Annotated in this window: 9 protein-coding genes; 4 read left to right on the top strand and 5 right to left on the bottom strand. The window is 43.0% G+C overall.

From position 1 onward, the window contains the following. Window positions 1-16: 16 nt before the first annotated feature. A complete protein-coding gene (locus ADJ77_RS08500) occupies window positions 17-1,579 on the bottom strand; it encodes a sensor histidine kinase (RefSeq protein ID WP_025078986.1) in 1,563 nt (520 codons plus the stop codon). 493 nt (window positions 1,580-2,072) lie between these two features. Then, the gene (locus tag ADJ77_RS08495; RefSeq protein WP_050696284.1) at window positions 2,073-4,235 is read right to left on the bottom strand and encodes an elongation factor G; all 2,163 of its coding nucleotides are present in this window, start codon (window positions 4,233-4,235) and stop codon (window positions 2,073-2,075) included. A gap of 208 nt (window positions 4,236-4,443) precedes the next feature. Here ADJ77_RS08495 and hemW point away from each other — a divergent pair, with 208 nt between their 5' ends. Together hemW and ADJ77_RS08485 are read left to right on the top strand one after the other, a co-directional pair. Further along, entirely contained in the window at window positions 4,444-5,691 is a 1,248-nt protein-coding gene (gene hemW, locus ADJ77_RS08490; RefSeq protein WP_025078985.1) for a radical SAM family heme chaperone HemW, read from the top strand. A gap of 414 nt (window positions 5,692-6,105) precedes the next feature. Continuing rightward, window positions 6,106-6,432 carry a positive regulator of sigma(E), RseC/MucC domain protein gene (locus tag ADJ77_RS08485; RefSeq protein ID WP_025078984.1) on the top strand — a complete coding sequence of 109 codons (327 nt, stop codon included), beginning with the start codon at window positions 6,106-6,108 and terminating at the stop codon, window positions 6,430-6,432. A gap of 65 nt (window positions 6,433-6,497) precedes the next feature. On the opposite strand, the gene ADJ77_RS08480 is transcribed toward ADJ77_RS08485, so the two are convergent. Then, window positions 6,498-7,715 (bottom strand): uracil-xanthine permease family protein, encoded by a 1,218-nt coding sequence (locus ADJ77_RS08480; protein ID WP_050696283.1) that lies wholly within the window; start codon window positions 7,713-7,715, stop codon window positions 6,498-6,500. Between the two features lie 113 nt (window positions 7,716-7,828). Between ADJ77_RS08480 and ADJ77_RS08475 the strand changes: the two genes are divergently transcribed. Then, the gene (locus tag ADJ77_RS08475) at window positions 7,829-9,193 is read left to right on the top strand and encodes a serpin family protein (protein WP_316931914.1); all 1,365 of its coding nucleotides are present in this window, start codon (window positions 7,829-7,831) and stop codon (window positions 9,191-9,193) included. A 214-nt stretch (window positions 9,194-9,407) separates the two neighbouring features. On the opposite strand, the gene ADJ77_RS08470 is transcribed toward ADJ77_RS08475, so the two are convergent. Further along, window positions 9,408-10,412 (bottom strand): iron ABC transporter permease, encoded by a 1,005-nt coding sequence (locus tag ADJ77_RS08470; RefSeq protein WP_025078982.1) that lies wholly within the window; start codon window positions 10,410-10,412, stop codon window positions 9,408-9,410. Window positions 10,413-10,424: 12 nt separating this feature from the next. After that, window positions 10,425-11,546 (bottom strand): ABC transporter substrate-binding protein, encoded by a 1,122-nt coding sequence (locus ADJ77_RS08465; RefSeq protein ID WP_025078981.1) that lies wholly within the window; start codon window positions 11,544-11,546, stop codon window positions 10,425-10,427. A 126-nt stretch (window positions 11,547-11,672) separates the two neighbouring features. Here ADJ77_RS08465 and ADJ77_RS08460 point away from each other — a divergent pair, with 126 nt between their 5' ends. Beyond that, a complete protein-coding gene (locus ADJ77_RS08460; protein WP_025078980.1) occupies window positions 11,673-13,139 on the top strand; it encodes an SLC13 family permease in 1,467 nt (488 codons plus the stop codon). Window positions 13,140-13,142 lie beyond the last annotated feature (3 nt).

Here is a 13,142-nt window from a genome sequence, read left to right as displayed (position 1 = left end):
TTTTTACTTTATAAATCTATTCTATTCCTTCGTACTCTTCATCATGAATCACCGGGAGCTTGATAACGAACTTCGTCCCCTTACCATACTCACTCAGCACTTTTATCTCTCCTTCATGCAGGTCAACCATTTTCTTCACGTACGCCAACCCAAGTCCAAAACCTTTCACATCATGGAGGTTTCCTGTATGAACACGATAGAACTTGTCAAATATCTTCTTCAGATTATCTTTCTTGATACCCTGTCCTGTATCACGGACTGAAAGATAGAGAAAATCATTCGTATTCCAAGTCTTCAGATAAACATCCAGCGGCTGGTCGGGCTTTGCATACTTGACGGCATTATCCAAGAGGTTAAAAATGACGTTCTGGAAGTGCATTTCATCGACATACATCGTCGAATCAACTGCTTCAATTTCCGTATAAACCTTACCACCTGTATGCTCAACACGCAGCGAGAACGAATGGGCAACCGTCTCCACCATCTCGTTAAGGTCGGTATATTTCTTCTTCAACACAGCCTTCTTGCGGTCATACATACTCATCTGTAGCACTTTCTCAACAAGGAAACGCAAACGTTTCGACTCATCATTGACAACACCTCCCAAGTGTTCAATCATCTTTGGTGTCTTCGGCAGGCTCTTGTCGTTCATCATCTGGGCAGCCAGCGAAATACTTGCAATCGGCGTCTTCAGCTCATGCGTCATATTGTTAATAAAGTCATTCTTTATCTCGCTGTACCGTTTCTGACGGAAGATGGTCACAATCGTGAAGATGAAGGTCACCAAAAGGACGAAGGTAAAGATGATTGACGGAATCATAAAGCGTACACTCGAGAATATGTAGTTGTTCATCTCCGGGAAGTGAACCTTCACAACGCCCATCCTGTTTACTGGGTCATTACGGAACAATACTTGCGAATAGGTATTCTCCTCACCGTTGCTCACATAGTCCGGACACTTATACACCTCGCGTCCATCCTGTGTCGTCACCGTGAAATGGTAAGGAATATTGATTCCGTTGTTCATCATCTCCGCCTTCAAGTCCTGATCAAGCAGCTTGAAGTTGATACGGTCACGCAGCGGCTTGTCTGAAGCTGAGTAAAGAATATTGTATATCACCTCCTCCAACATTGCCTTTTGATACACATAACGGTTACGGACAATCTCTTGCATGTTACGCTTTGTAGCAGAAAGACTGCTGCTGTCGTTACGCAGAATCATCGCTTTCGGTGTCAGCGAAGGTTTTGACTGAAGCAGTTTTGCCTCAAAGGAAGTATATGCTTCACCCTGATCATCTGTTGCAGGAGCCTGGTGAGCTGCGGACGAAGTATCCTTTTCCGTTGCATTTTCCTTATCCTGCGTACGTTCTTTCTTGTCTATATCATCTTCCAAATAGCGAAGAGTTTCATTCAACTCCATATTGCGAGAAGCCTGATAAAGGGCACGGTTGACGGACTCGTCAAACTGTTCCTTCTTCATCTCAGCCATTTCTTCAATATAGTTGAGCTGGAGCAGAAGCAAGCCAAGGAACGAAAGTCCCATGATTACCGCTATTGTCCAAATTGTTTTCTTCTTCATTATCCGCTATTTATATTCATGTGTGACATGGAAACAACCCACTTGCAACACCTTATATCAAATTCGTGGATGCAAAGATAAGAATTTCTTAAAACCTTAACATATAAAAGTTAATTAAATAGGTTGAATTCAGACTTATTAACTAATTATTCATTACAAGGATTATAATTATTAATTATAAAACAAAAAACAAGCCTTCCATTCGCACAATGCATTGCCATTACGATACCCCATTCTTTCCCTCTATATCAAGTCTTATATCTAATTTTACTTCACGAAAAAAAGATTTCTTTTCATGAAACGAATTTCGCAAAGCTGAAAAAAGTATTATAAACGACTGCTTTAAGTGTTCTAAAACTTAAGAGCTATCATACTATAACATAGGGACAAACAAGACATCCCTTAGTCATAAAAAGAAAAGAGGCTGACCCAAAGGATATAATCAGCTACCTTCGAATCAACCTCTTTAATTTAATTATCTAAAACAGGGGAATTACTCTTCATCTTCCTTCACTTCAGCCTCATGCTCAGCAATCAGCTTCAGCTGGATGTCATTTGGAACAAGCTCATAACTTGCAAACTTCGTTGTGAAACTTGCACGACCGCCAGTGAGAGAACTCAATGAAATGCTATAGTTTGCGAGTTCCTTCAAAGGAATCTTTGCCTGCAGCTTCTGATAACCAGCCTCAGAATCCATACCCATAATCATGGCACGGCGTCCCTGCAAGTCGCTCATTACATCACCCATATAGTCTCCCGGCACGAATACTTCCAAGTCATAAATTGGCTCAAGAATCTTAGGACCAGCTGCCTTGAAGGCATCAGAGAAAGCATGACGGGCTGCCAAGGTGAAAGAAAGCTCATTGGAATCAACCGGATGCATCTTACCATCAAAGACAATCACACGTACATCACGTGCATAACTTCCTGTCAGCGGGCCACGCTCCATGCAATCCATTACACCTTTTAATATAGCAGGCATGAAGCGGGCATCAATAGCACCACCTACAACTGAGTTGATAAACACGAGCTTACCACCCCAAGGAAGGTCACGCTCTTCACGTCCCTTAATGTTCATCTTGAACTCCTGTCCATTGAATTTATAGGTTGTCGGATCAGGCATACCTTCTGCGTATGGCTCAACTATCAAATGGACCTCGCCGAACTGACCGGCACCACCACTCTGTTTCTTATGGCGATACTCAGCCTTTGACTGCTTGGTGATTGTCTCACGATATGGAATCTTAGGCTCCTTGAATGTCACCTGCAACTTCTCATTGTTCTCCAGACGCCATTTGAGCGTACGAAGATGGAACTCACCCTGACCATGAACGATGGTCTGCTTCAGCTCCTTGCTCTGCTCAACAACCCATGTAGGATCCTCCTGACGCATCTTCAGCAAGGCTGCCATGAGCTTCTCAGTCTCCTGTGAGCTCTTAGCCTCAACAGCACGAGAGTACTTGGAATTAGGATACTTAATGAAGTCAAAACGCTGGTCAAGCCCCTTTCCGTTCAAAGTATTACCAGTCTTCACATCCTTCAGCTTCACAGTACAACCTAAGTCTCCGGCATTCAGCTGGTCAACGGCAATACGGTTCGCACCTGCACAGGCATAAAGCTGCCCCATACGCTCCTTTGAGCCTCGGTCAGAGTTTGTCAGGTCATCGCCCGACTTCACACAGCCACTCATCACCTTGAAATAACTTACCTCACCGATATGTGGCTCCATACCAGTCTTGAAGAAGTAAAGCGATTCCGGACCATTGCTGTCAGGTGTAACTTCCTCACCACGGGTGTTGTGAATCTTCGGCATCTCGTCAACGAAAGGAACGACGTTACCGAGGAATTCCATCAAACGGCGGACACCCATACTCTTGCCTGCACATACACAGAAAACAGGAAAAATGGAGCGAGTGACAAGTCCCTTGCGGATACCTGTACGCAACTCATCCTCAGTAAGTGTCTCTTCCTCAAAGAATTTCTCCATCAAGCCCTCATCATTCTCGGCAGCAGCCTCAACAAGTGCCTTATGCAGTTCCATCGCCTTATCCATCTGGTCAGCTGGAATATCCTCAATAATCGGCTCACCACCTTCGGGTTTCCAACTGTATTTCTTCATCAACAGGACATCAATCAAGCTGTTAAAACCTGGACCAGTCTCAACAGGATACTGTACAGGTACACACTTTGACCCGTAAATCTCCTGCATGTTCGAGATGAGGTTATCAAAATCACACTTTTCAGAATCCAACTGGTTAACTAAGAAAATAACGGGCTTCTTGAGTTTTTCGGTATAACGGAAGTTGTTCTGCGTACCTACCTCCGGTCCATACTGACCATTGATAAGGATAACAGCCTCATCGGTTACGTTAAGTGCAGTAATAGCTCCGCCCACGAAGTCGTCGCTACCTGGACAGTCAATGATGTTCAGCTTCTTGTTGTTCCACTCTACATGGAATACCGTCGGGAACACAGAGTAACCATATTCCTGCTCTACAGGGAAGTAATCACTGACCGTGTTCTTGGCTTCAACTGAACCGCGGCGTTTAATGACACCAGCTTCGAACAACATACTTTCGGCAAGAGTAGTCTTGCCGCTACCCGCACTGCCAACCAAGGCAATGTTCTTAATCTCGTTTGTCTGATATACTCTCATATCTTGATAGATTTAAGCTGTTAGTAATAATTTGTCTATTCCTTTCAAGGGACAAACCAAAGATTGCCCTTTCAGCGGTCTAAGTTAGACATTTTCATTGAAAGTGCCAAAAGTTCTTACGAAAAAAGCGTAATCTTTTAAAACTTATTAGTACATTTGCATTGCTTCTCACAACACATACATTAATATATACGCATATTCGATTATCATGCCTGGATTATACATTCACATTCCTTTCTGCGCCAGTCGCTGTATTTACTGCGGCTTCTATTCTACTGTACCCGCAAAGAAAAAGAACGAAAGACTTTCTGTAGAAGAACAGTATGTGAATGCTGTCTGCCATGAGATGGAACTGCGCACGGAGAAGAAATGTGATATGTCTGCTGGAAGAACAAGTAGTTTGTCAACTATCTATTTGGGTGGTGGAACCCCTTCTCAGCTTTCTTTCGAGAGCCTACAGAAGATATTCCAGACGATAAACAAGGTATATCACATTGGTTTAGAACGGAATATAGAGAACAACACTGGCACCACAGCGACTCCTATCGAAATCACAATGGAATGCAATCCAGATGATGTAACGGAAGAGTTCGCACAGAATCTGCGCCAACTGCCTGTCAACCGCATCTCAATGGGTGCACAGACTTTCTCTGATGAACGACTGAAGTTTCTTCATCGTCGCCACACAGCTAACGAAGTTGAGACAGCAGTAAGTCGTTTAAGGACTGTAGGTATCAGGAATATATCCGTAGACCTCATGTTTGGCTTCCCGAACGAGACACTTGAAGAATGGGAAGATGACATCGAGCGACTTCTCGCCTTGGACGTTGAGCATATCTCCGCATACAGTCTTATGTATGAAGAGAGCACCCCACTCTACCGACTTCTCCAGGCCGGAAAGGTCAAAGAAATAAATGATGAACTTTACCGACAGATGTACGACATGCTCATCGACCGTCTTGCCGATGCCGGCTATGAGCAATACGAAATCAGCAACTTCGCCAAACTCACCCCCAAAAGTCCAAAGCTCAAAGTTCAAAGCTCAAAGTTCAAAGCCCCCAGTCCTTTCCGTTCTCAGCACAATAGTTCCTATTGGCACAACATTCCTTACATAGGCACCGGAGCATCCGCCCATTCATACGGCAATGGAAAGAGAAGCTGGAATGTGGCGGACACAGAGACTTACATAAATGCAATCCGAGAAGACAGACTACCATGTGAAGCGGAAGTAATAGATGCAGACACACATTACAACGATACGGTTATGACTGCGCTCCGTACATGTGAAGGAATAGAACTGTCAACGATCTCTGCCGAATACCGAACGTATCTCATGTGCCTTGCAACACCATTGTTACAACAGGGCTTATTAAAAGAGGACAACGGCTGGATCCACCTCACCCGTAACGGCATCTATGTCAGCGATTCCATAATGAGCGATTTAATGAAGGTGTAAATGTGTCTACCGCTGTCTGGTAAAACTTAAACAGCATAGCCTCCCATGCTCTTTTAAACAAATAAATTCCTATTTATATTTGGAAAAGCAAGTCTCTTATCAAATATGTTTGTTTGCTTTTGACAACACAACTCTTTCCTGACAACAGTTTGTTCTCGGTCCTACAACATATTGCAAGGTGTTTAGCTCTCAACACCAGTAGTGCTTACCAACAACACCAGTAGTGCTTACCAACAACACCACATTTGATGGGCAACAACACATCGGTAGAAAATGAGAAAAAAGATTCGGTATAATAGATAGCATGACACTAACTTACACGACAAATGTTTGCCAGACAGCACTAAATATATCATCAATAATCATCAACATTCAACGTCCAACATTTAACATCTAACATTCAACATCTAACAAATGACCAACGAAGAATTTGAAAAGAAATGGAAAGAGAACCGTAACAAAGTTCTTGCCAACAACGAAGAGTATCAACGCATCGCCCGAAGCTATAACAGCTGGGGATGGATTGACTATATCATCTTCATAGTGGGCTTTGTTATCTGCGAAAACTACACAAAGACCCTCGTAAACGGTATCGTTCTCCAGTATCTCCTTGCCCTCATCGGCATGGTTCTGATATGGCTCGGATATCGACTCGTCAAGAGTATGCTCAATAGCAAGCAGACATTAGAGCAACTCGAAGAAAAAATCAAGCAGCAATACAAGGAAACACTTGGTAAGTAACGATTCGCTGTTACAAAAAATGGGCTAATTAGCCTTGTCATACTAATTAGCCCAACTATATATCTTTATTTTTCAGCTTTCTTTTTCTCCTTTGCCGGTGGCAATATCAGGTTCAAGATAACACCCACCATAGCAGAAAGCCCAATACCTCCCATAGAGAAACTCCCCCACTGCAGAACAGCACCACCAATACCCATCGTCAGCGTAACAGATATAATAATGATATTACGTGTGCGGTTGAAGTCTACCTTGTGCTGAATAAGGTTCTGAATACCTACAGATGCAATTGTACCAAAGAGCAGCAACATGATACCTCCTAAGACTGCTGCAGGAATACTCTGCAAGAGAGCACTCAACTTACCTATTACCGAGAAGACGATTGCTGTTGCTGCAGCAATACGGATTACCTGAGGATGAGTTACCTTTGTAATACTCATTGCACCCGTCACCTCACTGTAAGTCGTCACTGGAGGACCACCAAACAAACAAGCTGCCAGACAAGCCAAGCCATCACCCAACATTGTACGATGCAAACCAGGAGACTTCGTAAAGTCCTTATCCGCAACAGCACTTACCACATAGACATCACCCACGTGCTCAATCACAGGAGCTATCGCCACAGGAATCATATAAAGGAAAGGCTCCCAATCAAACTGTGGCAAATGAAAATTTGCTAATGCTGGCGGTAAAGCAAACCAAGGTGCAGCATCTACCGGCCCGAAGTTAACCTCATGCATACAAACTGCGGCAATGTATCCTGCCGCAATTCCACAAATAACAGGCACCAACTTCATCAAACCACGTCCCATTGAGAGAACAGTCACTGCCACACCCAATGAAATAAACGCAATAGTCCAGTTTGTTTTAGCCATATCAACTGCCGCCTTTGATAAAGAAAGACCTATCAGAATGATGACTGGACCGATAACAACTGGTGGGAAGAGCTTATCCAACAGCTTCTTGCCCTGCCATTTAATCAATGCTGACATCACAAAATAAACAAGTGCCACACCAGCTATTCCAGCCAATGTTCCAGGCATACCCCAATGGTCAGAAGCAAACTTAATCGGAGCAATGAAGGCAAAGGAAGAGCCTAAAAAAATAGGAACCTTACCTTTCGTAACCAAATGAAAGATAAATGTTCCTAAACCTGCTGTGAATAACGCTGTTGCCGGGTCAAGTCCCACGAGCAAAGGGACGAGAACAGTGGCACCGAAAGCTACAAAGAGGAATTGCACTCCCACTATGGTCTTCCGCACCGGCGATAGTTCTAAATTACCCATGTAATGAATGATTTTTATTAGTAATTATCAGAGATGTCTTAATATGAATTCAATCTACAAAAGTATAAAAAAATGTGCATTATTGTGGTTAAAAAAGGAGAAAAAATGTCTTTTTGATAGAAAAAGAAATCATTTATACATTTCAAAGCAATTCTTTTTGTACCTTTGATGACACTTTTTATTTTAAATCAAACCAATTCACTATGGCTAAAAAACTTCTATACTTTCCAATTTTACTTTTATTGGCAAGTTGTATCCAATCTAACAAACAACCTAACAAAACTCCTCAAACTCTTGAAATGGCTGCTAAAGAGGCTGAACCTGACTATCAGCTAACAGAAGAAGAAACAAGATTAGTATCAAGTTCTAACACCTTCAGCCTGAAGTTCTTCCAACTGTTATCCAGCAAAAAGAACAAGGAGAGTATGGCTTTCTCACCTATGGCAGTGATTTATTCGCTGAACATGCTTAATAATGGTGCAGATGGAAAGACACAGGAAGTCATTTCAAAAGCTCTTGGCTACTCGGTAAAAGACCTTCAGAGTATTAATTCACTTGATAGAAAGATGCTTATTGGTCAGAGAAAGGAAAATACCATCGAACAAAATGAATCTCAGGGATATATGATTACTGCGAATTTCCTGACACTTCACGAGCAAACTAAGGTCCTACCCGACTTCCAAGAAGCGTTAGAACACTATTATTTTACCAATATAATCGAATCTGCCAACACTTCGAAAGGCAAAGAAAAAGCTAATAGACTCTGTAAAACGATAACCAAAGGGCAGATTCAGACCTTGCCAATTAAATTTACTGGCCTTCAAGCGGCACAGCTTATTAATGCTGTAACGCTCAAAGCTGCATGGGCTTTACCTTTTGAAAAGGAGGAAACAAAACCTATGACATTCTATACATCGGATGGCAAAACAAAACAAGTTGAAATGATGCAGAACTATGATTCTAAGCAAGTATATCAAGGATATACGGGAAAGGATTATCAAGTACTACGTATGCCGTTAGAAAATGGCTTTCAAATGTATGCCATCCTTCCTCTGAAGAAAAACAACTTGCAAGCTATCATCAGCAAATTAACGGTCAAAGACCTGCAAAAGATATCTCAAAGCACCAAAGTATATGATTGTGTAGACATCCTTTTCCCACGCTTTACCACTTCATTGAATATTCCTATGAAGCAACTGTATAGCGAAATGGGCTTAGGTAATCTTTTCTCTTCTGAGGCTGATATCAGCAAAATGAGTTCTCAACCACTGGTTATTGATGATGTATTCCAGCAGATAAGCCTGACTGTTAACGAGAATGGAGTCAGTGCAAAAGCTGTTCAAGTTACACAAATAGAGACATTATCGGCAGCTGTTCACCCTACAAAGTTCACCTTCAAGGCTGACCATCCTTTCCTTTATTACATTCTTGACAAGTACAACAACATCTGTTTCATGGGGCAATATATGGGTTACTAAAGCTATACTTTACATATAGCAGACTTTCTTCATACAAACAATATCCCATACAGAAAAGGCTAACAGGGGAAAAGTAGTCCTTAAGAAGAAACAAAAGCTCCAGAGAGCAGAAAATATTAAGCCAATAGCCTTCAACATCGTTTCTTGTTATAGACAACATGAAGGTTATTGGCTTAATTATTACTCCTTAATAATACACTCGGAACTTGATTAATTATCGACGCTTAAGTATCACATATATTATAACAGGTGCACCAATAAGTGGTGTGACTGCATTAAGTGGGATAATACCTGACTCACCGGGAAGATAGCAGATAAAGTTGCACAACAAAGCTATCAAAGCCCCACTAAGCACGGTTCCGGGAAGAAGTGTCTGATGATTCTCTGTGCGGAACAGCAAGCGGGATACATGGGGAATAGCTAATCCTATAAATGACACAGGACCACAGAAAGCTGTTGTAACAGCCGTCAAAAGTCCTACTACCACTAATAGTATATTGCGCATCTGACGGGTACTAATGCCTAAGCTCTCTGCATATTGCGGTCCTAAAAGCAGAATGTTCAGTGGTTTTACCAAGAAGAAAGACGCAACAACACCTGCCAGACAGAGCGATGCAAAGAGTGGCATGTGGTTCATCGGAACTCCTCCAAAGTTCCCCATCCCCCAAACCATATAACTCTTCACGCCGTCTTCGGTTGCAAAGAAATTCAAAAGGGAAACGACGGATGAAGAAACGTAGCCGACCATTATACCGACTATCAGCAACAAAATGCTGTTACGCACCAGAGTTGAGAGAAACAGGATAAGTGCTGTCACCCCGATTGCACCGATAAAAGCAGCCGTAAGAATAGCAAAGAAGCCTGACACCGTGAACGTTGATATAGACACGCTACCACCTAACAGCAACATCACTAATGCTACGCCTAATCCTGCCCCTGAACTGATACCAAACACATCTGGCCCTGCCAAGGGATTACGGAACGCCGTCTGTAGCATTAAACCGCAAACTGCCAGTGAAGCACCACAGAGCATGGAGGTTAAGGTTTGTGGGAGTCGGTTCTCCAAAACAATATACCGCCAGCTTTCCTTTCCGTCAAAACGATTAAAGAGAATATCCACAACATCAGCAAACGGTATCTGAACAGAACCCGTCAGAAGGTTCAGCCCGAACAACAGTACGATACCCATCGCCAGAAATATAAAGATATTCTGTCTCATCTTCTCTATCTTTTAATCTGTCAGTTTCTGGTAATAACGCATGGGAGCAATATGCAAGTCAGGATGAAAGAGTTGAATCAAGTCAGCCAGCAGCCAGTCTGGTCGCCAGCTCACCTCCTCAAAGTAGGGTTTGCTGTCTACCTTACAGCCATAGATTTCCTTTGTCTGACAAGGCTTCAACTTTGCATAACCTTGATATTCAGCTAACAACAGACTACAATTAAAGTCTCCATTATAACATAAAACCCAGAAATCACTCTGTCCGAACTTGTCCAAAACAGTTTCGAAAGGCATTGAAAGACTTCCGCTATGCTTGTCTGCTGCATAGGCATAGGAGCCGTGCGCATCCTTATATAACAGACCGACACTGCTCTCACCACCTGGCAGATACCATACCGCACCTACTTTCCTGTCAGGCAGTACACTACGTGTCACCTTACTCTGTCTTGCTTTCTTACTCAAAGACTTATAGTTCTCTTCCACGACAGCAAACAACGAATCGGCTTCGTGTTCCTTTCCGAAGAGCAAACCGTAGAACTTCATCCATTCTGCACGTCCCAAGGCAGAACGTTCCATATAGTCAGCACATTCTATAATTGGGACTCCTATCTGCTCCAGACGTCCATAACCACCACTGTTCTCAAAGGGAGAAAGCAGGACAGCATCAGCACACAAGTCAATAATCCGCTCAATGTCAGGCTTCATTGCATAGCCACAATCCACTATTCCACCTTTCATCCGTGCACGTTTCTGAACGTCTGGGATAATCATGTACTTCAAGTCTGCTACTCCGGCAATAGCCTTCTGTGCATGCAGCATTTCAATGAGGTTGGCATGAGACGTCGTAAAGACAACACTTTTCTGAAGTGGGATTGCAACCTTTGTACCATCTTCAGGCACATCCACCTGCGAGCCACAGCCAACAAGATAATAAGTATGCAGAACAGCACCCTTCTTCCAAGGGTTCAACAAACGTACTACCACATAACTCTTTGTACGTTCAATAGTGATATTCCGGGCGTATTTTAATTCTTTTTTTGTTCCCTTTTCCCCTTCACGGACCATCTTCTTTCGAGGGTTACTACAGGAAAGAAACAATAAAAGGCAAAGAGTAAATACCGATAACTGACGCATAAACAAGAATTTAATATGCAAAAATACAAAAAAAGATACATTCTTTTGCTTGTTAAGAATATTTTTTATACTTTAGCCACCTAATTTACCAAACAATCTAAATTATTAAACTAAACAACTAACACCATGGCAGAAGAAAAGTCTAATGCACTTAGCAGCCACGTTGAAATGAAGAAAGTCTGGGAAATCTTAGGCATTCTCGTGGTGACAACAATTATCTGGAACCTGCCCACAAGCTGCTTTGGCATTGATGGGTTAACCGTAGTACAACAACGCATCATTGCAATCTTTGTGTTTGCAACCCTTTCATGGCTGACAGAATGTATCCCGGCATGGGCTACATCCCTGGCTATCATGACCATCATGTGCGTCACAGTGTCAAAGAATGCGTTTGGCATCTTCAAGAGCGACGGGATAGGAGAACTCCTTGATTCAAAGGAAATCATGGCATCCTTTGCGGATCCGATCATCATGCTGTTCCTTGCTGGATTCATCCTGGCGATTGCAGCTTCCAAATCGGGACTCGACACATTGCTGGCACGTAACCTTATCAAGCCATTTGGAAACAAGAGTGAGAATGTTCTTCTGGGCTTTCTGTTCATAACAGGAATCTTCTCGATGTTCATTTCAAACACTGCTACAGCAGCCCTCATGCTTACCTTCCTCGCACCAGTCTTTGCTGCTCTCCCTGCCAACGGAAAAGGTCGTATTGCCCTGACGATGTCAATCCCTGTTGCAGCAAACCTTGGAGGTATGGGAACGCCAATCGGTACTCCACCAAACCTTATCGCACTCAAATATCTCAATGACCCACAAGGACTGAACATGAACATTGATTTCATGCACTGGATGGCATTCATGGCTCCGCTTGTAATCATCCTTCTAATTGTTTCATGGAGAATTATCCTATATTTCTTCCCATTTACGCAGAAGACTATTCAGCTGAAGATTGACGGTGAAGTGCATCGTGGATGGCGCATGTGGGTGGTCATCATTACTTTCATCATCACGATTCTCTTATGGATTATCCCAAAAGATATTACCGGCATTGACACCAACACCGTCTCTATGATTCCGATGGGTATCTTCGCCGTTACAGGTGTAATAACTGCAAAGGATATGCAGGAAATCAACTGGAGCGTTATCTGGATGGTTGCCGGAGGTTTTGCAATCGGTCTGGGCATGAACGGTTCCGGATTGGCTGATGCAGCTATCGAGAGTATTCCATTCGGCAACTGGAGTCCTATCATCATCCTTATCATATCCGGACTGATCTGTTACTTCCTGTCAAACTTCATTTCTAACACAGCAACTGCAGCCCTGTTAGTTCCTATCCTTGCCGTAGTATGCCGTGGCATGGGCAACAAGCTGGATGGAATCGGAGGCACAAGCACTATTCTCATCGGTATTGCCATTGCTGCTTCTACGGCTATGTGTCTGCCTATCTCTACCCCGCCGAACGCCATCGCCTATTCAACAGGACTCGTCAAGCACAATGACATGCTCAAGGTGGGACTGACCAGCGGTATCGTCTCAATCATACTGGGTTATATCCTGCTTTACTTCATAGGACAGGCCAACTTCATAGGATAATGA

The organism is Prevotella fusca JCM 17724 (assembly GCF_001262015.1).
Classification (GTDB): Bacteria; Bacteroidota; Bacteroidia; order Bacteroidales; family Bacteroidaceae; genus Prevotella; species Prevotella fusca.
The sequence above is the reverse complement of the archived record's forward strand: the minus strand, read 5'-3'. Positions and strand labels throughout refer to the sequence as shown.